At 68.9% G+C, this 22860-nt stretch carries 19 protein-coding genes and 1 tRNA gene; 14 read left to right on the plus strand and 6 right to left on the minus strand.

The features are described from left to right. Positions 1-15: 15 nt before the first annotated feature. The 6 genes from dnaA to recF all read left to right on the plus strand — a co-directional run bounded on the left by dnaA (position 16) and on the right by recF (position 8250). Positions 16-1356 (plus strand): chromosomal replication initiator protein DnaA, encoded by a 1341-nt coding sequence (dnaA, locus tag KDB89_RS00005; RefSeq protein WP_219084348.1) that lies wholly within the window; start codon positions 16-18, stop codon positions 1354-1356. A 510-nt stretch (positions 1357-1866) separates the two neighbouring features. Further along, positions 1867-2259 (plus strand): VOC family protein, encoded by a 393-nt coding sequence (locus KDB89_RS00010; protein ID WP_219082242.1) that lies wholly within the window; start codon positions 1867-1869, stop codon positions 2257-2259. A 66-nt stretch (positions 2260-2325) separates the two neighbouring features. After that, positions 2326-3276, plus strand: coding sequence for an ABC transporter ATP-binding protein (locus KDB89_RS00015; protein WP_219082244.1), 951 nt, complete (start codon positions 2326-2328; stop codon positions 3274-3276). Between the two features lies 1 nt (position 3277). Beyond that, positions 3278-5830, plus strand: coding sequence for an ABC transporter permease (locus KDB89_RS00020; protein WP_219082245.1), 2553 nt, complete (start codon positions 3278-3280; stop codon positions 5828-5830). 116 nt (positions 5831-5946) lie between these two features. Further along, the gene (gene dnaN, locus KDB89_RS00025) at positions 5947-7107 is read left to right on the plus strand and encodes a DNA polymerase III subunit beta (RefSeq protein ID WP_219082247.1); all 1161 of its coding nucleotides are present in this window, start codon (positions 5947-5949) and stop codon (positions 7105-7107) included. A 3-nt stretch (positions 7108-7110) separates the two neighbouring features. After that, positions 7111-8250: a DNA replication/repair protein RecF gene (recF, locus tag KDB89_RS00030; protein ID WP_219082249.1), complete on the plus strand. Its 1140-nt coding sequence runs from the start codon at positions 7111-7113 to the stop codon at positions 8248-8250. Positions 8251-8304: 54 nt separating this feature from the next. Here recF and KDB89_RS00035 read toward each other — a convergent pair whose 3' ends face one another. Then, positions 8305-9813, minus strand: a complete 1509-nt coding sequence (locus KDB89_RS00035; protein WP_219082251.1) for a phage tail protein — start codon at positions 9811-9813, stop codon at positions 8305-8307. 148 nt (positions 9814-9961) lie between these two features. Between KDB89_RS00035 and KDB89_RS00040 the strand changes: the two genes are divergently transcribed. Then, positions 9962-10486: a DciA family protein gene (locus tag KDB89_RS00040; protein ID WP_255556024.1), complete on the plus strand. Its 525-nt coding sequence runs from the start codon at positions 9962-9964 to the stop codon at positions 10484-10486. Here KDB89_RS00040 and KDB89_RS00045 read toward each other — a convergent pair. Then, entirely contained in the window at positions 10483-11016 is a 534-nt protein-coding gene (locus tag KDB89_RS00045; protein ID WP_219082255.1) for a DinB family protein, read from the minus strand. The two genes, KDB89_RS00040 and KDB89_RS00045, sit on opposite strands and share 4 nt — an antisense overlap. Before the next feature lie 113 nt (positions 11017-11129). On the opposite strand from KDB89_RS00045, the gene KDB89_RS00050 reads away from it, so the two are divergent. Both KDB89_RS00050 and KDB89_RS00055 read left to right on the plus strand, forming a co-directional pair. Continuing rightward, positions 11130-11759 (plus strand): SIMPL domain-containing protein, encoded by a 630-nt coding sequence (locus KDB89_RS00050; protein WP_219082257.1) that lies wholly within the window; start codon positions 11130-11132, stop codon positions 11757-11759. A gap of 14 nt (positions 11760-11773) precedes the next feature. Continuing rightward, entirely contained in the window at positions 11774-13024 is a 1251-nt protein-coding gene (locus KDB89_RS00055) for a M23 family metallopeptidase (RefSeq protein WP_219082258.1), read from the plus strand. A gap of 4 nt (positions 13025-13028) precedes the next feature. On the opposite strand, the gene KDB89_RS00060 is transcribed toward KDB89_RS00055, so the two are convergent. Together KDB89_RS00060 and KDB89_RS00065 are read right to left on the minus strand one after the other, a co-directional pair. Next, on the minus strand, positions 13029-14288 hold the full coding sequence (locus KDB89_RS00060; protein WP_219082260.1) for an alpha-amylase family protein: 1260 nt from the start codon (positions 14286-14288) through the stop codon (positions 13029-13031). Positions 14289-14753: 465 nt separating this feature from the next. Then, positions 14754-15494: a sulfite exporter TauE/SafE family protein gene (locus KDB89_RS00065; RefSeq protein ID WP_219082262.1), complete on the minus strand. Its 741-nt coding sequence runs from the start codon at positions 15492-15494 to the stop codon at positions 14754-14756. 513 nt (positions 15495-16007) lie between these two features. Here KDB89_RS00065 and gyrB point away from each other — a divergent pair. The 4 genes from gyrB (at position 16008) to KDB89_RS00085 (ending at position 21584) form a co-directional block, all read left to right on the plus strand. After that, a complete protein-coding gene (gene gyrB / locus KDB89_RS00070; protein WP_219084139.1) occupies positions 16008-18002 on the plus strand; it encodes a DNA topoisomerase (ATP-hydrolyzing) subunit B in 1995 nt (664 codons plus the stop codon). 41 nt (positions 18003-18043) lie between these two features. Further along, complete coding sequence (gyrA, locus tag KDB89_RS00075) at positions 18044-20656, plus strand: DNA gyrase subunit A (RefSeq protein ID WP_219082264.1); 2613 nt, start codon at positions 18044-18046, stop codon at positions 20654-20656. Then, a complete protein-coding gene (locus KDB89_RS00080) occupies positions 20649-21398 on the plus strand; it encodes a DUF3566 domain-containing protein (RefSeq protein WP_219082266.1) in 750 nt (249 codons plus the stop codon). Before gyrA ends, KDB89_RS00080 begins: the two co-directional genes overlap by 8 nt. A 109-nt stretch (positions 21399-21507) precedes the next feature. After that, a tRNA-Ile gene (locus KDB89_RS00085) sits at positions 21508-21584 on the plus strand. Between the two features lie 56 nt (positions 21585-21640). Here the strand turns inward: KDB89_RS00085 and KDB89_RS00090 are convergent. Together KDB89_RS00090 and KDB89_RS00095 are read right to left on the minus strand one after the other, a co-directional pair. After that, positions 21641-22009, minus strand: coding sequence for a type II toxin-antitoxin system death-on-curing family toxin (locus KDB89_RS00090; RefSeq protein ID WP_219082268.1), 369 nt, complete (start codon positions 22007-22009; stop codon positions 21641-21643). Continuing rightward, entirely contained in the window at positions 22006-22209 is a 204-nt protein-coding gene (locus KDB89_RS00095; RefSeq protein WP_219082270.1) for a CopG family transcriptional regulator, read from the minus strand. The genes KDB89_RS00090 and KDB89_RS00095 overlap by 4 nt, the downstream gene beginning before the upstream one ends. Positions 22210-22254: 45 nt before the next feature. On the opposite strand from KDB89_RS00095, the gene KDB89_RS00100 reads away from it, so the two are divergent. Beyond that, positions 22255-22554, plus strand: a complete 300-nt coding sequence (locus tag KDB89_RS00100) for a VapC50 family PIN domain-containing toxin (RefSeq protein ID WP_219082272.1) — start codon at positions 22255-22257, stop codon at positions 22552-22554. Positions 22555-22860 lie beyond the last annotated feature (306 nt).

The raw sequence follows: 22860 nt of genomic DNA on the forward strand, positions 1-22860 counted from the left end.
GTGAGCGCATCACCGATGCCGGACCTGGCAGTGCTCTGGCAGGAAGTCATCGACGCTTCAGACATCTCGTCTCGCGCCTGGCTACGCCGAACGCAGCCGCTGAGCATGCACGGCAGCACTCTGATGCTGGCTGTCGCCGACGAGATGACGCGCGAACGCATCGAGACGAAGCTCCGCGGACAGATCGAGACGCGCCTGTCCACGGCTTGTGGACAACCGACCCGGCTCGCCGTGATGATCGAACCCGACCAGGTTCTTCTGGAGGAGACCAAGGCCCCGGCTGAACCCGAGGAGCTGGCTCCGCAGCCCATGCTGCCCCGGTCGCGCCCCCAGGAGCTGCGGCTGAATCCGCGCTACACGTTCGAGTCCTTCGTCGCGGGTTCCTCGAACCGCTTCGCGCACGCCGCGGCCGCCGCGGTCGCCGAGACTCCAGGCAAGTCCTACAACCCCCTGATGATCTACGGACCCTCCGGTCTGGGCAAGACGCACCTGCTCCACGCCATCGGTCACTACGTCAGCAGCTACTTCGAGCAGTTGCGCGTGAAGTACGTCTCCACGGAGGAGCTCACGAACGACTTCATCAACGCGATCTCGTCGAACCGGACGGCCGAGTTCCGAAGCTCCTACCGCGACGTCGATGTCCTGCTGGTCGACGACATCCAGTTCCTGGAGTCGAAGATCCAGACGCAGGAGGAGTTCTTCCACACGTTCAACACGCTGCACAACGCTCAGAAGCAGATCGTGATGACGTCCGACCGTCCGCCGAAGCTGCTCGAGGCACTCGAGCCCCGGCTCCGCTCGCGGTTCGAGTGGGGCCTGATGACCGACATCCAGCCGCCGGACCTCGAGACGCGCATCGCGATTCTCCGGAAGAAGGCTGCCTCACAGCGCCTGACTGCCGGCAGCGAGGTGCTCGAGCTCATCGCGTCGCGGATCCCGACGAACATCCGAGAGTTGGAGGGCGCGCTGACCCGCGTGGCCGCCCTGGCGAGCCTCAACCAGCAGGAGATGACCCTGCCGCTCGCAGAGGGGGTTCTCAATGACCTCATGCCGGAGGACGCGGCGCCCGCCGACGCGCAGACCATCATGGATGCCACCGCCCGCTACTTCGGGATCTCGCTGGACGACCTCACCGGGTCGAGCCGCGTCGGCCCCATCGCGTCGGCCAGGCAGATCGCGATGTACCTCTGCCGTGAGCTCACGGACCTGTCGCTGCCCAAGATCGGCGCGAGGTTCGGCGGGCGCGACCACTCGACGGTGCTCCACAACGTCCGCAAGATCGGCGACAAGATGCGCGAGGACCGGGACCTGTACACCCAGGTCACCGAGCTCACCAACCAGATCAAGCAGTCGTAGACGTCAACTGTCCACAGGCCGCGGGCTAGTCCCCGCGGCCTTTCTGCGTCTCCGGGTCGTTGAGCACTTCGACAAGCTCAGCACAAGCACTTCGACAAGCTCAGCACAGGCCCCGTCGAAACGCCCTGAGCGCAGCGAAGGGTCCCAACCCGGGCCTCCGCCTCGCTGCGCTCGGCGCCCTTCGACGAGCTCAGGGAACAGGGGTGAAAGTTATCCACAGAGACTGGGGGCAACCTGTGGCCCACAGCTGGGGACCGGGCTGTGGATAACTTCCGGCCTCGAAGTAGTCCACAAATCCTCCCCGTGTAATTACCGAGCTGTCCACAGCCCGCCAACAGCCTCTTTGACGAGCTGACAAGCTCTTTCGCCGATTATCCACAGCCTCCACAGCCCCTACTAGTAATGCTGTTATGTAACTAACGAGAAGGAACTCAAAGTCACCTCTGTGGAGATCCTCGCCCTGGACGGGCTGCATGACAGGCTGTCTGCAGCCCACCCCAGGAGGATCCCATGCCCAAGCCCATCCATTTTGAGATCCATGTCGACGACATGGATCGGGCCAAGGAGTTCTACGCGACGGTCTTCGGTTGGACGTACGAGGACTACACCGACTACGCGGGTCAGCCCTACTTCGGCGCCATCGCCGGCCAGGAGGAGGAGGCCGGCATCAACGGAGCCCTGATGCTCCGTCACGACGGCGTCGAGCCCAACGGCTCGGTCAACGGAGCGGTGCTGACGATGGGCACCGACGACTTCGACGCGACGGCCGAGAAGGTGCTCGCGGCCGGGGGGAGCGTCGCCCTGCCGAAGGCAGCGCTGCCCGGGATGGCCTGGCAGGGCTACTTTCTCGACACCGAGGGCAACGTCTTCGGCGTCCACCAGCCGGATGAGAACGCTGCCTGACGGCCCTGCCCGCGGCTGGATCGACGCGCTCCTGAGCGCTGAAGTTCCGCTGCTAGCCTTTGCCGGATGAACCTCGCAGCACGAGCAGCCGGCCTCACCCGGACCTATGGCTCGGGCTCGGCGACCGTCACCGCGCTCGACCATGTCGACTTCGACATCGTCGCGGGGGAGTTCACCGCGATCATGGGCCCGTCCGGGTCAGGCAAGTCCACCCTGATGCACCTGATGGCCGCCCTCGACACGCCGACCGAGGGGGAGGTCTGGATCGGGGACACTGCCGTGTCGTCGCTGGCAGACACACCGCTGACCGTGCTGCGCCGCGAGCGCATCGGTTTCGTCTTCCAGGCCTTCAACCTGGTTCCGACGCTGACGGCGCGGGAGAACGTCGTGCTGCCGCTCTCGATCGCCGGTCGGAAGGCCGACGAGGAGTGGTTCGACCGCCTCGTCGACGTCCTGGGCATCCGGGACCGGCTCTCGCACAAGCCCTCGGAACTCTCCGGTGGCCAGCAGCAGCGCGTCGCCTGCGCCAGGGCGCTGATGAACCGGCCGGACATCGTCTTTGCTGACGAGCCCACCGGCAATCTCGACTCCACCTCAGCCGCTGAGGTCCTCGGGTTCCTGCGACGCAGCGTCGACGAGTTCGGCCAGACCGTGGTGATGGTCACGCACGACGCGCACGCTGCCAGCTATGCCGACCGCGTCGTGTTCCTGTCCGACGGCCGCATCATCGACGAGGTCCGCGGCGCGTCGCAGGATGACCTGCTCGGCGCCATGTCGCGGATCTACCCGCGCCAGGGGGCTGGGGTGGGGTCTGACCCTTCGACGGGCTCAGGGCGTTTCGACAGGCTCAACGAACCGGGGGACAGGCGGAGCGAGGCGTCACAGGAGGCGAGCGCCGCCCCCGGGATCTACCGGGACGGGGGAGCGGCGCCGGCACACCGGGGCATGAGCGACGACGAGGGCGACGTCGAGTCGACGCTCGAGCGGTCCATCGCCCGCCGCGCGCTGCTGGACTGACATGCTGCGCACCTCACTGAAGTCCCTGTGGGCCCGCAAGGTCCGGTTGCTGCTCAGCGCCCTGTCCATCGTGCTGGGCGTGGCCTTCGTCGCAGGGTCGCTCCTGTTCACGGCACTGCTCCGCCACAGCGCCGACGAGCTCCTGACGGGCACCGTCGGCGACGTCAACGTCGTCGCGGAGGGATCGTCCATCGCGGCCGGCGGCGAACAGCCTGCGCTGATCGACGAGCTCACAGTCGGCGACATCGCGCACCTGGACGGCGTGGAGCGCGCCACGGGCCTCGTGACCGGCTACACGGTCTACCCGCTCGACGCCGATGGGAACCTGATCTCGTTCACGGGCGCTCCCGGCATCGCGTCCAACTGGCACGACACGCCGGCCGCGGGTGGGCAGACGGGGCCGTCCATCGTCGACGGGAGGGCGCCCGAGTCGGATGACGAGGTGGTCCTCGACCCCTCCAGCGCCGAGCGGGGCGGGTACTCCCTGGGCGACGAGGTCTCGGTCGCGACGCCGTTCGACGGGATCCGGAGCTACACGCTGGTCGGCACCGGCACGTACGGCGCCGGGGCGACGGCCGGGGCCAGCTACCTGTTCTTCACGCTCGCCGAGGCGCGGGATATCGTGCTCGACGGTCAGGCCGGCTACACGGGAGTCTGGATCGAGACGTCTCCGGACGCGGACCCCACCGCGGTGGCCCAGGAGATCGAGCCGCTTGTCGGGGCAGGTTTCGAGGTGCAGACCGGGTCCCAGCTGGCCGACGAGACGCAGGACCAGCTCGACGTGGGGCTCGGTTTCGTGAACATCTTCCTGCTCGTCTTCGCCGGCATCTCTCTGCTGGTCGCGACCCTGCTGATCCTCAACACGTTCCAGATCCTCGTCGCCCAGCGTGCCCGCGAGCTGGCCCTGTTGCGCGCGGTCGGCGCCACCCGCCGTCAGGTCCGCAATTCCGTCCTTGCTGAGGCCCTTATCGTCGGGCTCGCCGCCGCGACGCTCGGCCTGGCCGTCGGGTACGGGCTGGCGTGGGGGATCCTGGCAGTGATGCGCGGCCTCGGCATCGACCTCGGAGCAACCGTGCCCGGGCTGACCTGGCAGGCCGTCGTCGCGTCGTACGCGGTCGGCGTCGCCGTCACCCTGGTGGCAGCGCTCATCCCCGCGCACCGCGCCTCCGCCACGCGGCCGGTGGAGGCCATGGCCGCCTCCTCGCAGTCGGGTCCGGAGAGGCTGGGCGGCCCGCAGTACGTGGGCATCGCCCTGATCGAGCTCGGCGCGGCGGCCATCGTCTGCGCCACGCTGCTGCCGGTGCCGCAGCCACTGGTGTGGCTGGGGCTCGGCGTGGCAGGGCTGCTGGTGGGCGTCGTGATGTCCGCTGCCGCCGTCGGCCGCCCCGTCGTGTGGCTACTCGGGGGGCTGTTCCGGGCGACCTTCGGAGAGGTTGGCCGGCTCGCCCAGCTCAACGCCGTGCGGCAGCCGCGCCGGACGGCGGCGACCGCGGCGACGCTCATGATCGGAGTCGCGCTGGTCAGCGCCGTCGCGATCCTCGCCGCCAGCACCACCACCTCGCTCGAGCGGCGTCTGACCGAGGACCAGCGAGGCGACTTCATCATCGCTCCCGTTGCCTACGAGCCGTTCGATGCGCGGGTGCTCGACACGGTCAAGGGCCTGGACGGGGTCGAGAAGGCCTATGGCTACCGGCGCGGTGCGGTGCGGGTCGGCGGCGACGACGCCCAGGTCACCCTCGGCGGTGCGAGCCGCGAGGCCATCGTCGACGGCACAAGCCTCGACGTGGTGGTCGGGTCCCTCGACGCCGAGGGAGGCGTCGCGCCGGCGCTCGTGGACTCCGACTACGCGACCGACCATGGACTCACCATCGGCCAAGTCATCGACCTGGCCGGCGCGAAGGGCTCGGCCCAGGTCCTGATCACCGGCTTCCACGACGGCGGAACCCGCCCCGCGCTGGGCGAGATCATCGTCGCGCCCGACACGTTCGCCGCCCTCGAAGACGACTCGCTGGTCACCCACATCGTCGTCTTCGCCGACGCCGGCGCCGATCGTTCGGCCGTGCAGGACGAGTTGCAGTCGGCGGTCGCGGACCTGCCGACCGTCGCCGTGTCGGACGTCGCCGAGTACACGCAGGCCAGGATCGACCAGTTCGCCCAGCTGTTCGCCGTCGTCTACGCGCTGCTCGCGCTGGCCGTCATCATCTCCGTGCTCGGCATCGTCAACACGCTGGGCCTGTCCGTGATGGAGCGCACCCGCGAGCTCGGCCTGCTGCGAGCCGTCGGGCTCACCAGGGGGCAGCTCAGGCGCATGGTGACGCTGGAGTCTGTCATCGTCGCGACCCTTGGCGCGGTGCTGGGCGTCGTGCTCGGGCTGGTGTTCGGCGTCTCGCTGGTGACGCTGCTGGCCGACCGTGGCATCGACATCCTGAGCATCCCCTGGCTCGAGCTCGTGGTTTTCGTCGTCGCGGCGGCCGTCGTCGGCGTCCTCGCAGCCCTCGGCCCGGCCCGCAGGGCGGCGCGGATGAACGTCCTTGAGTCGATAGCCGTCGACTGAAGCCCGCCACGCAGCTTCGTCGACGGCGCGGGCGGCGGTCCTTGGCTATGATCGTCCGTGAGGCTGGGATATTCGTGTCCGCCTCGAACCTTTCGACAGACTCAAAGGGGACCTTCGTGAAGATCCGAGTTGACCGCGATGCGTTGGCCGATGCAGTGGCATGGGTGGCCCGCAGCCTCCCCAGCCGCCCGACGGCCCCGATCCTGGCGGGCATGCTGCTGGAGGCCGACGGTGACGGCCTGACGCTGAGCAGCTTCGACTCGACGACGTCGGCGAAGGTCACGATGCCGGCCACCGTGCACGACGAGGGCACCGTGCTGGTGTCCGGCCGGCTGCTCAACGAGATCGCGCGGTCGTTGCCGAACAAGCCCGTCGACATGGTCGCGGACCACTCCAAGGTCGAACTCACGTGTGGCCAGGCGCGGTTCACGCTGCAGACGCTGCCCGTCGACGAGTATCCGACGCTCCCCGACATGCCGACCCAGACCGGCACCGTCGCCTCCGCCGACTTCGAGAAGGCCGTCGCGCAGGTGTTCGTCGCCGCGGGCCGCGACGAGCTGCTGAACGTCTTCACCGGCGTGAAGCTGGAGATCAACGGCGAGAACCTTTCCCTGCTGGCCACCGACCGCTACCGCATGGCGCTCAAGGAGCTGACCTGGAACCCGTCGACGCCCGGCGTCGAGGGCAACGTGCTGGTGCCCGGCAAGGTGCTCGCGGACACGGCCAAGTCGATGACCTCCGGTGAGAACGTGACGATCTCGCTGTCGACGACGCAGGCCGAGGGCGAGGGACTGGCCGGCTTCATCGGCGAGGGCGCGAAGGGCTCCCGCGAGGCCACGACCCGCCTCCTGTCCCAGGCCTTCCCGAAGGTCCGCCACCTGATGGACGTGCAGGCCTCGGTCTCCGTGCGCGTCAGCACCGCTGACCTGCTCGCCGCGGTCAAGCGTGTCGCGCTGGTCGCCGAACGGAATACGCCGCTGCGCATGCGCATCAACGAGGACCACATCACCCTCGAGGCCGCCACAGGCGACCAGGCCCAGGCATCCGAGGCCCTCGAGGCCGAGGTCGAGATCGTCGGCGACGAGCAGAGCATCACGGACGCGGGCTTCAACCCGCACTATCTGCTCGACGCGCTCACCGCCCTCGACGCGCCGTTCGCGCACTTCTCCTTCACCCTGCCCGGCAAGCCCTGCCTGATCATGGGCCTGGCGAGTATCGACGGCGACCCGCTGGTCGACTACCGCCACGTGATCATGCTGATGCGCCTGCCGAACTGATCGGTGTTCGTCACCGAGCTGCAGCTCACCGACTTCCGCAACTACGCCACCGCCTCGCTGGAACTCTCCAGCGGGGTGACGGTGTTTGTGGGGTCCAACGGCCAGGGCAAGACGAACCTGGTCGAGGCCGTCGAGTACCTGTCGACCATGTCGTCGCACCGGGTCGCCGCGACGGTCCCGCTCATCAGATCCGGCGCCGAGTCCGCCATCGTGCGGGCCAAGGTCCAGGCGGGCCGCGACGACGACCGTGTCGTCACGTTGGAGTTGGAGATCACCACGGGACGCTCGAACGTCGCCCGCCTCAACAGGGCCCCCCTCTCCCGGCCACGTGACCTGATCGGCGCGCTGCGCACCGTCGTGTTCTCGCCGATGGACCTGGGGATCGTGCGGGGCGACCCGTCTGACCGACGGGGCTGGCTCGACTCGCTCGTCGTGACCCGCTGGCCCCGGATGGCCGGCGTCCGCCAGGACCTCGACCGGGTCCTGAAGCAGAGAAACGCCCTGCTCAAGTCCATGTCCGGCCGCTCCCTGCGCCCGGCCGCGGGCGACGAGGAACTCACGCTCGGGGTCTGGAACGAGCAGCTCGCGGCCATCGGGGCCGAGCTCCTGCACGCCCGCCTCGACACGCTGGCAGACGTACTTCCGCACGCCCAGCGCGCCTACGAGACCATCGCCCCCATCAACAACCGGATCGACGCCGTCTACAAGACCGTGCTCGATCTCGGGGGAGTATCGGAGACGAGCGACGTGCGCGCGGAGCTGGAGCGCCGCCTCCTCGAGGCGATGGAACGCGCCAGGGCCGAGGAGATCCGCCGCGGCGTGACGCTCGTCGGCCCGCAACGCGACGACGTGGAGCTGTCGATCGGCGACCTGCCCGCCAAGGGGTACGCGTCGCACGGTGAGAGCTGGTCGCTGGCGCTGGCGCTCCGGCTCGGGGGATTCACGCTGGTGCGCGACGACGGCGTCGAGCCCGTGCTCGTCCTGGACGATGTGTTCGCCGAGCTGGACGCGTCGCGCCGCGAGCGGCTGGCGCACGCGATCGAGGATGCGGAGCAGGTGCTGATCACCGCCGCGGTGGGCGCCGACGTGCCCGAGTTCCCGGCCGAGCACCGCTTCATCGTGTCGGCCGGCACCGTCGCCTGAACGCCAGAGGCCCGACCCGCCGGGCGGCGGATCGGGCCTTCATGACACTACTGCTCAGGACTGGCTGGGAAAGATGCCCATCGTGCAGATCAGGTAGGTATGGCCGTAGGGCGCTGCGTTCCTGAGGTCGGGCAGCGCGAAGGTGGTCCTGCCATCGCCGCCGTACGTCGTTCCGATGAGCGCGAACAGCGCCTGGTTCTGAGCAATGGCGAGGATCTGGCCCCTCGCTGGAGTACCGACGCCGACTGAACCGGCGGTCAGACTGATGGTGCCCATGGTGCAATCATCCCCTCTGCCCGCGGCAGCGTTGCCGCCGGTTCCCCAGTCGGCGGGCAGGACCGAGTCTCCCTTCGGGCCCTGTGCGCCCCGTGGCCCCACTGCTCCGGTCGCCCCCTGGGGGCCGGTCTCGCCGGTGGCTCCGGCTGCGGCGAGGACGGACCAGGCGGAGCTGTCGGTGACGGGGATGTCGGAGAAGGTTCCGCCCTTGACCGCGATGTAGGTGCTGCCCTGGTGGGTGACCACCGACGCTGGGAGGTCGCCGGTGTAGGTGGCGGTCGAGCTGTAGGCGCCCTCATAGAGCCAGGGGGTCGCGCCATCGGCGCCGTTGACTCCTGCAGCCCCGGTTGCGCCGGCGGCTCCGGTCGCACCCGCTGGGCCGGTGGCCCCGGTAGCGCCCGTCGCTCCAGCCGCTCCGGTTGCGCCCGTCGCTCCGGTTGCACCCGCCTCACCGGCAGGTCCGGCTGCTCCGGTTGCGCCGGTGTCGCCCTTCTCACCCTGGACACCTTGGATGCCCTGTGGGCCCTGCGGCCCGATCGCGGTGATGAGCACCCAGTCGGCTCCGCCGACAGTCGGCGTGGAACCGACGGAGGCCTGGGCGGCGACCCAGGTTCCGCCCGCGTAGCGCACCAGTGAAGCCGGCGGCCCCGACGTGTAGGGGGTGGTGGCATCCCAGTCGGACACCGTCGACCACGCGGCCGCGCCGGTAGCCCCGGTCGAACCCGCGTCACCCTTGGCGCCCGTGGCTCCGGTGGCTCCGGTTGCCCCGGTGGCTCCCTGTGCCCCCGTTGCACCGGTCGACCCGTCGGCGCCGTCCGATCCGTCCACGCCGTCCGATCCGGCTGCTCCGGTAGTCCCGGTCTTGCCCTGAGCGCCCGTCGCGCCGGCGCTGCCAGCATCGCCGGTAGCCCCGGTCGCGCCCGTGGCCCCGGTGGCTCCGGCTGCACCCGTCGCTCCTGTGGCCCCGGCCTCCCCATCCGCGCCGTCGACGCCTGTCGCGCCGTCCTGGCCGTCTGCACCGTCTGCGCCGTCCGCCCCGGCCTCGCCGTCCTTCGCGTCACGGGTCTGCCACACGACGGCGACCTGGCCGTCGGCACAGTCAGTCCCGGACTGCAGCGAGAGCGTGCCGGCGGCCGCGTCCAGGCAGCCGTGCACCGGGCTGCCGGCCTGGACAGCCGAGTCGCCGAGCGACTGGACCGCGAAGGCGCCGCCTGCTCCGCCGATGAGGCCGATGACGGCGGAGATGGCGATGACGGGAAGGGCTCCTCCAGAACCGAAGGGGGGCATGGGTTCCTCTCATGGGCCCACCGATCTGGTGGACGGCTCAACTGTCGACGGTCACCCTATCGGTGTAATGCCTTGTGGGATGCGTAGTTCACCGGGTGGATGGGCTCGCCCGAGTCTGGGTGCGGACGGGTGGAGGTACGCTCGGCGTGTGAGTGAGCAGCACGATCCGACGGGCCTTGAGCTGGCCTCGGAGATTGCCCGCGCCGCGGTGGAGGCCGCGGAGTACGGTGTGGTGCTGCCCGAGCCTGCGAAGCCTCGCACTCCCCGTCGACCGGCACGTCCCGTCGAGCAGCAGAGGTCCGGGGCGCACCCGGATGACCGTGATCCTCAGCTGATCGGCAACGTCCTGGACCAGGTGGTCCGGGAGCGCGGCTGGAAGAAACGCATCTCGCTGTCCACCGTGCTGCGCCGCTGGCCGGACCTGGTGGGGGAGTCCAACGCGGAGCACTCGAAGCCCGTCTTCTACGAGAACGGCGTGCTCATCGTCGACTGCGACTCGACCTCGTGGGCAACCGCGATGCGGTATGCCGCATCGCAGCTCGTCGCCCAGCTGAACCGGGCGCTCGGGGAGCAGACGGTGCTGCGCGTCGAGTTCCGCGGCCCCCGGGCGCCGAGCTGGAAGAAGGGCCCGCGCGCCGTGCAGGGCAGGGGGCCCCGCGACACCTACGGCTAGGCGGCCGACAGGCCCACGTCGTGGGCGTGGTGCACGAGGTCGTGCAGGTAGTACTGCGCCAGCGTCTCGACGGTGAACCGCGACCCGTTGGACCGCCTGCCGGAGCGGCCGAGCTGCTCGTCACGCACCAGAGCCAAAGCCGTGGCCATCGCGTCGCCGGCCGCCACCAGCTCGTCGGCGACCTCGTCGGGGTCCTGGTCGCGGTAGTGCTGCGACTCGGCCGTGATGTCCTGGTCCCAGTTCGCGAAGTCGGGGTCGTCGAGGACCAGCATCAGGTTGAGGCGCGCCAGCATGATCCGGCAGACGTCGCGGACGTGGGCCGCGTACTCCAGCGGCGACCAGGTCGCGTCGTCCGGGCGGGCCGTGAGCTCCTCGTGCGTCGCGTCGCCCAGCAGTTCCGCGAACTCCTCGGTGACGGACCGGGCCGTCGTCGAGATCGTCCTGAATGCCACGGCCTGAGGGTCGAAGCCGCAGTCCGCGCAGCTCTTCTCCAGAACCCAGGTCCAGTCCTTGTCGTCGGGAATGATCATGTGAACAGCCTTTCACGCGCCTCCGCAACGCCGATGCCCGTTTCGCCCAGCGCGTCTGCACGGTTCGTCGGGACCACTCCCGCAGGCCGCGATTGCTGCCTAGACTCGGCATCATGAGGATCACGGTGACGGGGGTCAGCCAGCTCAGGCTCCCGGCGGAGTGCGTCGTCGTCACGCTGACGACGGGCTTCACGGGGCCGCGGCGCGACGAGGTCGTCGCGGAGACGGTGAGGACGACGGACGCGATGCGCGCCCGCCTCCAGGAGGCGATCGCCGACTGTCGTGGCCGTGACCTCAAGCTCACGTCTCTGCGGACCTGGGCGGGGGCGGGCACCGATTCCCAGGGAAACCCGGGCACCCCACAGCACTCAGCCGAGGTGCGCGGATCCGTCCGCCTCGACGACCTGTCCGCCGTCGGCCCGTTGCTGGGCGAGCTGGCCGCCACGCGAGGGATCCGCGTCGTCGGGCTCGACTGGCAGCTGACCGAGGAGACCATCGCCCAGCAGCAGCCCGAGGTCATCGGCGAGGCGTTCCGCGACGCGCGGCAGCGCGCCGGGTGGATCGCAGCGGCTGCCGGTTACCGCAGGATCGAGCCGACGAGTATCCGCGACGACGGCGCGCCGATGTTCGCCAGGGCGATGTCCGCCCCGATGCAACGTGGGGGGTCAGCGCCTCAGATCGACCTCGATCCGGCTGATGTCGAGGTCTCCGCGCACCTGACCGTCGATTTCGAGACCACCTGACGATCCACGAGACGATGAAGCCGACGTCCCAGCCGCGACACGGATCGGACACCAGCGAGGTGTTCGACCTCGACGGTGCTGCGTCCGGTGGCGGGCGTCATGCGGCCCCACGCACCCGCCGGGGCGGCGCCTGGGTGGGGAGGCTGGTGGCCGTCGGGTCGGTGGTCGGGGCCTGCGCGCTGGTGTCGGCGATGGCTCTGTCGGGGGGCGATCCTCACGTCGCGGTGACGGCCGTTCCCGCACCGTCGGTCAGCCGACCCGCGCTGGTGTCGCAGGACCTGTCCGAGACGCCTGGCCTGCCCAGCGCGCCTGCTCCGTCCACCCCCGCCTTCGATCCGTTCAGCGCCGCGACGCCGGAGGTCGCGCAGCCCGACGGCACCCCGTCGGTCGTACCCCTGCCGACCGCCCCTGCCACGATCGCCACCACCAGGGTCGCCGACCTGAGGCACGTCGACGCCGACCGGCTGCTCACCAAGCCGGTCGTGGGGAGGGCGACGTCGCCGTTCGGGATGCGGCTCCACCCGGTGCTGGGCTACTGGAAGCTGCACACCGGACAGGACTGGGCCGCCGCCTGCGGCACCCCCGTCGGCGCGGCCCGCGCCGGCACGGTCGTGTTCACGGGGTGGGCCGGCGGCAACGGGGTGCAGGTGAAGATCGACCACGGGATGATCTCCGGCCACCGTGTGGTGACGACATACAACCACCTCTCGGCGATCGGGGTCGCCGTCGGACAGAAGGTCGACGTGCTCGACGGGATCGGGCTCGTCGGGTCCACCGGATACTCGACGGGCTGCCATCTCCACTTCGAGGTCATCGTCGACGGGCAGTTCACCGATCCGATCCCGTGGCTCAACGGCAAGCCGACGGTCGTGGATCTGAGCAGGGCCGAGTACACGACCGCCCCGACTGCCAGCGCGTCCCCGACGGCGACGAAGACACCTGCTGCCGCATCTGCCACCCCTTCGAAGAAGCCCTCCTCGAGCCGGACTCGTGCCTCGTCGACGGCCAGGCCGAGCGCCAGCGCGAGCCCGTCGCGTCGGCACAGTCACTCCCCGAGCGCGTCCACGTCGGCGAGCCCGTCCCCGACGCCCGACGAGTCGCCGTCGCCGAGCGTTTCCCCGTCGCCGAGCGTGTCGCCGAGTCTGTCGCCCAGCGCATCGCCATCGCCGAGCCAAGAGGGCTCCGAGTCGGCCGGCGATGTGCAGAGCTCGTCCGTGCCGCCGACCCTGCAGCCCACCGCGAAACCCACACCGTCTCAGGAGTGAGACCTCAGGCGATCGCACCGCTCCAGGAGTAGGTGGACCACAGGAGGTCATGCTCGCCGCGGTAGACCTTCACGTGCCGGCCGCCATGCTCAAGCTGCAGCACAAGGAACTCGTCGCCGTCGTTCGCGTACACGCACATCCGGTACTGCGAGTCGTCGAGGTCGAGGCGGTCGACGCGGGCGTTGACGAGCCACGGATTCCGGCGGCGGATGCCGATCAGGGCTTCGTAGGCCTCGAACACCGGCTCACCGAACGGCAGGAGCTCCGATGGGGAGGGCGGGAAGGGCGGCCGAACGGCGTCGTCGCCGTCGACGGTGTCGGCCTTGACGCCCGTGAAGCCCTGCTCGTCCCCCGCATAGATCGACGGAATGCCTCCGAGGAGCAGTAGCAGCGCAGCCGCGACGACAGCCTTCTGCTGGTCGACCTGGCTGGCGATCCGCGTGACGTCGTGGTTGCCGATGAAGGTGGTGGGGGTGAACGTCTCCAGGAACTTGTTGTGGCGTTTGAGCGACCAGTCCAGCTCGTAGAGGTTCTCGTCCTTCAGGCTGGACCAGATGGCCTTCCACAGCTCGTACTGCGTGACCGAGTCGACGCCGCTCTGCGAGACGAAGGCGGGGTAGTCGCCGTGGATCACCTCGCCGAGGATCCACGTGTCGGGGTGCTTCTCGCGCACGCCGGCAAGCACCTTCGCCCAGAACTCCGGGGGCACCGAGTAGGCGGCGTCCAGGCGCCAGCCGTCGGCGCCTCGGTCGAGCCAGTGGTTCATGATGTCGGTCACGAAGACGACGGTCTCCGGCGCGTCGTGCCGGAGACGGACGAGGCCGCCGTGCCCCTCGAACACGCGCGGCTGTGGGCCGCCGTCGGCCTCCCAGTCGATGTCGAAGACGCGAGCCGCCGCGCTGTCCCGGCCCTCGACGAGCGCCTGTTGGAAGAGGGGGTGGCGGTAGCCGACGTGGCTGAACACGCCGTCGAGCAGCACCTTGATGCCGCGCTCGTGCGAACGGGAGATCAGCTGGTCGAACTCCTCGTCTCCGCCGAGGCGCGCGTCGATGCGGTAGTGGTCAGTGGTGTCGTAGCCGTGCGTCTCGGACTCGAACACCGGGCCGAGCAGCAGCCCGTTGGCGCCCAACTCGATGATGTAGTCAAGCCAGTTGTACAGCCGCCGCAGCCGCGGCGCGGGGGAGTGGTCCCCCGTGCGGATCGGCGCCCCGCAGAACCCCAGGGGGTAGACCTGCCACCAGATGGTGTGGTCGATCCACTTCATAGCGTGTCTCCTTGGCTCGTTCAGTCGAGCATAGGCGCGGCCGCCGACCGCCCGCGCGAAGGGGTGGGAGGGTGGGCGCCGGTGCTGTTTGTCCCCTTCGCTACGCTCAGTGCGTTTCGACAGGCCTGTGCTGAGCTTGTCGAAGTGCTCAACGACCCGGACACCTCTGAGCTGTCCTGGTTCCCCGACCTCACCCTGCCCTGAGCCCCTCGTTCCTCGGGCTCACCCCGCCCGGAGCCCACCCCGTGCCCCGAGCTCACCCCGGTTCCCCTTTCCCGCACAACAATGCCTATATGGGGGCAGCTGCGCCCATGTTGCAGCAGCCTCGGAATACGCATCGTTGTGCACCGGAATCGATCCGGGGTGGCGCTTCGATGGGCTCGGCGGCCCGGTTCCCTGAGCACGTCGACAGGCTCGACACAAGCTCGTCGAAGGGCACCGAGCGCAGCGAGGTGTGTTCCCGCGTCAGAGGACAAGCAGCGCACCAGCGGCGACGACCGAGGCCAGCAGCGTGATGATGTCGAATGCCCGTTGCGGGATCCGACCGATGATCAGCATGCCGATGAACGTCCCAACCACCACGACGGGGACGAGCGCCGCGGCCGTCGTCAGGACCGACGGCGTGAACAGCCCCAGCGACGCGCTCAGCGGCACCTTGGTCAGGTTGATGATGAAGAAGTACCAAGCGCCCGTGCCGAGGAAGCGCAGCTTCTCCACTTTCGCCAGCTGGAGGTACAGCGCCATGACGGGACCGGCGGCGTTGGCCGACATGGTCGTGAACCCTGCGGCTACACCGGCGCCGATGGACAGCGCACGGTGCGGAACGCCGTCGGTCGCCTCGGCTGCGGCCCGCCGCGCGGTCAGCAGTTGCCAGCCCAGCTGGATCAGGACGAATGCCAGCAGCAGCCAGCCGATGGAGCGCTTGAGGACCAGGTCGTCGACGAGGGAGAGGAACCAGGCGCCGAGTAGGAGCCCGGGGATGACGGCCGGCAGTAGCGCGCGGAGCAGCCGCCAGTCGGCGGCCTTCCGGTACCGCAGCACTGCCACGACGTCGCCGGTGATCAGCAGGATCAGGGCGGCCGCCGTCGACTCCTTGGTCGGCATGGCGAGCGCGAACAGCGCAACGGCGAGTGACCCGAGCCCGCCGAAGCTCGTCTTCGCGATGCCGACGATCAGCGCCGCGACGCCCAGAACGATCCACTCCACGCACAGATCCTTGCACCCTCAGCGCGTGACCGCGCCGCCGCCCGCCCTGTCGCCCGCCACCACGCCCCGCCCCACACCCCGTCGTCGCCTCCGTGCAGACGCCAACGGAAGCCACGGACGCCAACGATCTTCGCGCGAATACCGTTGGCGTCCGTGCACATCGTTGGCGTCTGGGAGATTTCGTTGGCGTTTGCGAAGTGGCCCGGCAGGAAGGGATCCGGCAGGGGAGGGGCAGCAGGGGAGGGACCCGGCAGGGGAAGGTCCGCGCCGATCTGCCGCCTCAGGCCCCCGGATCGGGAGGGGGACCACCCAACTGCCCCTGCCGATTCAGCAGATCGCGCAATCCGGGCGTTACAGGGGCATTTCACCTCCGCCTGGGTCCTCGTTTCCGGAGCCGACGCGGTAGAATGGACAAGTTCAACGGCGCCGAACGACTCGGCGCCATGTTTGTGTGACGGGAGAACTGTGGTCGACGACCAGCAGGCAGGCGAGGATTTCACCCCGACGGAACGCATGGAAGGGCTGCAGGACTCGGCGGACAACACCGTCTCCGGCAGCTACGACGCGGACCAGATCTCGGTCCTCGAGGGTCTCGAGGCAGTGCGCAAGCGTCCTGGCATGTACATCGGGTCCACCGGCGAACGCGGGCTCCACCACCTGGTCTACGAGATCGTCGACAACTCCGTCGACGAGGCCCTGGCCGGCTACTGCGACACCATCAACGTCGAACTGCTCGACGACGGCGGTGTGCGGGTGAAGGACAACGGCCGCGGCATCCCCGTCAAGGAACACCCGATCGAGAAGATCCCCACCGTCACGCTCGTCCTGACCGTCCTCCACGCGGGCGGCAAGTTCGGCGACGGCGGCTACAAGGTCTCCGGCGGCCTGCACGGCGTGGGTTCCTCCGTCGTGAACGCGCTGTCGGAGAAGCTGATCGTCGACGTCCGACGCGACGGCTTCCGCTTCCAGCAGACGTTCCACCTGGGCGATCCAGTCACCGAGCTGGAGCAGCTGGAGGAGACCGACGAGACCGGCACCACCATCACGTTCTTCCCGTCGCCTGACATCTTCGAGACCACCGACTTCTCCTATGACACGCTCGCGACCCGCTTCCGCGAGATGGCGTTCCTGAACAAGGGCCTGAGGATCACCGTCGCTGACGAGCGCACCGGCCACCAGGTCCTCGACGACGAGGGCGAGCCGGTCCAGCACCACGACGAGTTCCACTACGAGCAGGGCCTCACGGACTACGTGAAGTTCCTGTCGTCGGGCAAGGAGGCCATCCACCCGTCCGTGATCGACGTCGAGGCCCACTCCCCCGAGCAGGGGATGGGCGTCGAGATCGCGATGCAGTGGAACGCCAGCTACACCAGCAGCGTCTACACGTTCGCCAACACGATCAACACCACCGAGGGTGGCACGCACGAGGAGGGTTTCCGCGCGGCGCTGACCAACACGGTGAACCGCTGGGGCGACTCGTGGGGCCTCATCCGCAAGCGCGAGGACCGCGTCTCCGGCGACGACATCCGCGAGGGTCTGACGGCCATCGTCTCCATCAAGGTCTCCGAGCCGCAGTTCGAGGGCCAGACCAAGACCAAGCTCGGCAACACCGAGGCCCGCAGCTTCGTGCAGCGCGTGCTGAACGACCGCCTGGGCGACTGGTTCGAGCGGAACCCCGCTGAGGGCAAGGAGATCATCCGCAAGGCGCAGTCCGCGGCCCAGGCCCGCATCGCCGCCCGCAAGGCGCGCGACATGGCCCGCTCCCGCAAGGGCCTGCTCGGCTCGTCGGGCCTGCCCGGCAAGCTCGTCGACTGCCAGTCGACCAACCCCGCCGAGTGCGAACTGTTCATCGTCGAGGGCGACTCCGCAGGCGGCTCCGCCCGCGGCGGCCGCGAGCCGAGGACGCAGGCGATCCTGCCCATCCGCGGCAAGATCCTGAACGTCGAGAAGGCCCGCATCGACAAGATCCTCGCCAACAAGGAGGTCGAGGCGATCATCAACGCGCTCGGCGCCGGCATGCAGGAGGACTTCGACCTCGAGAAGCTGCGCTACCACAAGCTCGTCCTGATGGCCGACGCCGACGTCGACGGCGCCCACATCCGCACGCTGCTCCTGACGCTCCTGTTCCGCTTCATGCGCCCGATGATCGACGCGGGCCACGTCTTCCTCGCCCAGCCGCCGCTGTTCAGGCTCCGCTGGACCAACTCGCCCCACGAGCTGGCCTACAGCGACGACGAGCGCGACAAGCTGCGTGAGCAGGGCCTCGCCGAGGGCAAGAAGCTGCCGAACGTCAACCCGATCCAGCGCTACAAGGGTCTGGGCGAGATGAACGCCGACGACCTGTGGGACACCACGATGGACCCGGCCAAGCGCATCCTGCTCCAGGTCTCGCTGGAGGACGCCGCGCAGGCCGACCAGATGTTCTCCGTCCTGATGGGCGAGGACGTCGAGCAGCGCCGGTCGTTCATCCAGCGCAACGCGCGCGACGTGCGCTTCCTCGACATCTGATCCCCGAACGACTCTGACAAGGCATTAGAAGGTAATCCCACATGGCTGACGACAAGTTCGGCGAACTCGCGATCCACGGGCGCATCTCCCCCGTCGACCTGCAGCACGAGATCCAGAACTCCTACCTCGACTACGCGATGAGCGTGATCGTCGGGCGCGCGCTGCCCGACGTCCGCGACGGCCTCAAGCCCGTCCACCGTCGCGTGCTCTACGCGATGTGGGACGGCGGCTACCGCCCCGACCGCGGCTGGAACAAGTGCTCCCGCGTCGTCGGTGAGGTCATGGGCCTCTACCACCCCCACGGCGATACCGCGATCTACGACACCCTCGTGCGCATGGCGCAGCCGTGGGCCATGCGCCACACGCTCGTCTCCGGGCAGGGCAACTTCGGCTCGCAGGGCAACGACCGCGCCGCGGCCATGCGATACACCGAGTGCAAGATGGCCCCGCTGGCCGTCGAGATGGTCCGCGAGATCGAGCAGAACACCGTCGACTTCCGGCCGAACTACGACAACCGCGAGGAGGAGCCGGTCGTCCTGCCGGCCCGCTTCCCGAACCTGCTGGTCAACGGCTCCACCGGCATCGCGGTGGGCATGGCGACCAACATCCCGACGCACAACCTGCGTGAGGTCGGCGAGGCCGTCCAGTGGGCGCTCGCCCACCCGGAGGCCACCAAGGAGGAGCTGCTCGAGGCGGCCATCTCCAAGATCCACGGCCCCGACTTCCCGGGCGGCGGCCTGATCGTCGGCCGTCAGGGCATCGAGGACGCGTACCGCACCGGCCGCGGTTCGGTCACCATGCGCGCGGTCATCGACATGGAGGAGGACCCCAAGGGGCGTCAGCTCCTGGTCGTCACCGAGCTGCCCTACATGTGCAACCCGGACGCGCTGGCGCAGAAGATCGCCGACCTGGTGAACTCCGGTCGGCTGACCGGCATCGCGGACATCCGCGACGACACCTCCGCCCGTACCGGCCAGCGCCTCGTCATCGTGCTGAAGCGCGACGCCCAGCCGCGCGTCGTGATGAACAACCTGTACAAGCACACCGCGCTGCAGGACACGTTCGGCTGCAACATGCTGGCGATCGTCGACGAGGTGCCCCGCACCCTGCGCCTCGACCAGTTCATCTCCCTGTGGCTCAAGCACCAGATGAGCGTCATCCAGCGACGCACGCAGTGGCAGCTGGACGAGGCTGAGCGCGCCGCTCACCTCGACCGCGGCCTGGTCAAGGCCCTGAACATGCTCGACGAGGTCATCGCGCTGATCCGCGCGAGCCGCACCGCCGAGGAGGCGAACACCCGCCTGCAGGAGCTCCTCGACATCGACGAGCTGCAGGCCCGCAACATCCTCGACCAGCAGCTGCGCCGCCTGGCGTCGATGGAGATCCAGAAGATCATCGACCGGTTGGCCACGCTCGAGGCGAAGATCGCCGATCTGAAGGACATCCTCGCCTCCGAGGAGCGTCAGCGCGAGATCATCTCGGTCGAGCTGCAGGAGATCGTCGACAAGTACGGCGACGACCGCCGCACCCGCATCATCGCGGCCGACGGTGACTTCTCCGAGGAGGACTTCATCCCCAACGAGGATGTCGTCGTCACCATCACGCACGGCGGCTACGCCAAGCGCACTAAGGCCGACCTCTACCGCACGCAGAAGCGGGGCGGCAAGGGCGTCCGCGGCGCCACGCTGCGCGCCGACGACGAGGTCGAACACCTGTTCGCGACCACCAACCACCAGTGGATCCTGTTCTTCACGAACTTCGGCCGCGTCTACCGCGCCAAGGCGTGGCAGCTGCCGGAGGCCGGCCGGGACGCCAAGGGCGGCCACGTCGCGGGGCTGATGAACTTCCTGCCCGACGAGCGCATCGCGCAGGTGCTGACGATCAACTCGTACGAGGACGCCGACTACCTCCTTCTCGCCACCCGACACGGGCTGGTGAAGAAGACCGAGCTCAAGGCCTACGACTCCCCGCGTCAGGCGGGCGTCATCGCGATCAACTTCCGCGAGGAGGGCGACGAGCTGATCGGCGCGTCGCTGGTCTCGTCGGAGGACGACGTGCTGCTGATCTCCCGCAAGGGCCAGGCCATCCGCTTCCAGGCGGACGACGCGCAGCTGCGCCCGATGGGCCGCGCGACGTCCGGCGTCACCGGCATGAAGTTCCGCGACGGCGACGAGCTGCTGTCCATGGCGGTGCTGAAGGCCGACGTCGACTACGACGGTCAGTACGTCTTCACTGTCACCGACGGCGGTTTCGCCAAGCGGACCGCGGTCGCGGACTACCGTCGCCAGGGCCGCGGCGGCCTCGGCATCAAGGCGATGAAGCTGGTGGAGGATCGAGGACAGCTCGTCGGCGGCCTGATCGTGGGCGATGCCGACGAGGTGATGGCCATCAAGATCTCCGGCCAGGTCACCCGCTCCGCGGTCGCCGACGTGCCCGTCAAGGGCCGCGACACCATGGGCGTGAAGTTCGTCGGGGTGAAGGGTGACGACGCCGTCGGGGCCATCGCGCTCTACCCGGAGTCGGATTCCACGGAGGAGGTCGACGCTGAGGGCGGTACCGGGGCGGAGACCGCAACGGGTACCGTAGAGCCCGAAGACCCGAGTGGCGCCGACCCGGTGACCGCGCCTACCACCGAGGAGGACTCCGATGAGTGAGAACTCGCCTCGCTGGCCGGGGAGCGATGGTTCCCCCGGCCTCGACTTCTCGCCGTACCGCAAGGCGGCGCTGTCCGAGGCAGGCCGCACGGCTTCCTCTGCGCCGACGAAGTCGGCGTCCAGCGCCCCCGATGCGTCCTCGACGCGCATCACGCCCAGCGCCAAGGAGCGCGCTGAGCGGACCGCGAAGGAGTGGGCCGCGGCCCCCGTCGCGGGTGCCCCGTCGGCGGCCCCCGTCGCACCGCCCGCCCCCGTCTCGAGCCCGTCGGCCGATGAGAAGACCGGCGTGCTCGGCCGACTCCAGGGCCCCGTGTCCGCCGAGTCCGCCGCGGAGAAGACCGCCGTCGCGCCGGTGGCCGCTGCCCGCAAGCCGCGCCGCACGCGCAAGGCCCGCCTGAGGCTGTCGCGCATCGACCCCTGGTCGGTGATGAAGACGACGTTCCTGTTCGCCATCGCTTTCGGCGTGATGCTGGTGGTCGCGGTGTTCGTGCTGTGGTCGGTGCTCGCCGGCTCGGGCGCGCTGGAGAGCGTCAACACCCTGATCAACACGCTCATCGGTGACGCCGACACCGCGTTCAAGATCGAGGACTACCTGTCCGTGTCGCGCGTGCTGGGTTTCGCTGTCCTGATCGCGGCGATCGACGTCGTGATCATCACGGCCGTGGCCACACTGTTCGCCTTCCTGTACAACCTGTCGGCCGTCGTGATGGGCGGCCTGGAGGTCACTCTCGCGGAGGACTGACCCGAAGTGTCGACGGTGCCCGCCCGGAAGACCAGGGAGCGGCACCGTCACACCGGGCCCCGATTTGCCGCGGCCGGACGCGGTGCGATAGAGTTTTGCCTCGGTGAACGGGCCTATAGCTCAGACGGTTAGAGCGCTGCCCTGATAAGGCAGAGGTCACTGGTTCAAGTCCAGTTAGGCCCACCAACCAGTCCGGCCCTGACAAGTTTCCTTGTCAGGGCCGGTTTTTTTGTGGTGTCTGTTCAGCTGAGTGTCCACGACTCCAGTGCGATCGCGGACTGTGGGTAGGCGGACTCTCCGGAAGCGACGGCGATGACGAGATCGTAGGCGTCATCGTCAGGGGCCTCGAGGGTGACGCCGTTGAGCCCGTAGAAGACAACCGTGGCGAGCCAGCCGAGACGCTTGTTGCCGTCCACCAGCGGGTGGTTGCGAACGAGCGACTCCAGGAGCACGGCCGCCTTCTCGTGGATGCCCGGATACGCGTCCTCGCCGAGGACGCTTACCTGCGGGCGGTGGGCTGCGGAGTCGAGTAGCCCGATGTCCCTGAGCGGGCCGACCCCGAGGTCCCCGACCAGGGAAAGCAGGTCCTCAAGGCTGAGGTACTCGATCACTGGCCGAGGCGGTCGAGTAGATCGGCGTAGCGTTCTCGGGCTGCGGCCGACAGTGACGCTACCTCATCGCGTCTGAGTCGCCGGGCAAGAACCTCGTGGATCGCGCGGACGGTTGCCTCCTGCCTGCTCACGCCTTCGTGGTCGGCGAGCCGGGTGAGGGCTTCCTCGTCCTCGGGGGTAAGTCGTAGAGTCATTGCCATGCATCGATGGTACCAATGTGGTATCACAGGTCAGTTTCTGAGGCGATGCCTGACCCCGCGGCAGCGGCGCTGCAGGGCCGGGCCGACATGGTCGTGACTGCGAACGTGCGGGACTTTCCCATCGAGGTTCTGGAACCGTTGGGTCTTGAGGTTCAGCACCCCGATGAGTTTCTGCTCAACCAGCTCGACCTCGAGCCGGATCTCACCGTTGCCTCACTCCACCGTCAGGCCGCCGCGACGCGGCGGCCGGTGATCACCACGAGGGTGCTGCTCGATCACCTGGCAAGGTGCGGCGTCCCGAAGTTCGCGGCAACAGCGGCGGGTCAGCTGTGGCGCGATGCCTAGCCGCGCGACCTTGTAGCAAGGCGTGTCGTCACTGCGGCGAGGAACGCCACTGGTTCAAGTCCAGTTGAGCCCACCTACTAGACCGGCCCTGACAAGTTTCCTTGTCAGGGCCAGTCTCGCGTGGTGCTGCTCGCGGCGGCGCGCCCGGGATCCCTTCGACGGGCTCAGGGCGTTTCGACAGGTTCAACGGTCCGAGATGGGCTTCGACAGGCTCAACGATCCGGTTCCCTGAGCACTTCGACAGGCTCAGTACAGGCCCTGTGAAGGGCGCCGAGCGGAGCGAGGTGGATTCCTGTTGAGACAGCT

Origin of the sequence: Tessaracoccus palaemonis, assembly GCF_019316905.1 — a bacterium.
Lineage (GTDB): Bacteria > Actinomycetota > Actinomycetes > Propionibacteriales > Propionibacteriaceae > Arachnia > Arachnia palaemonis.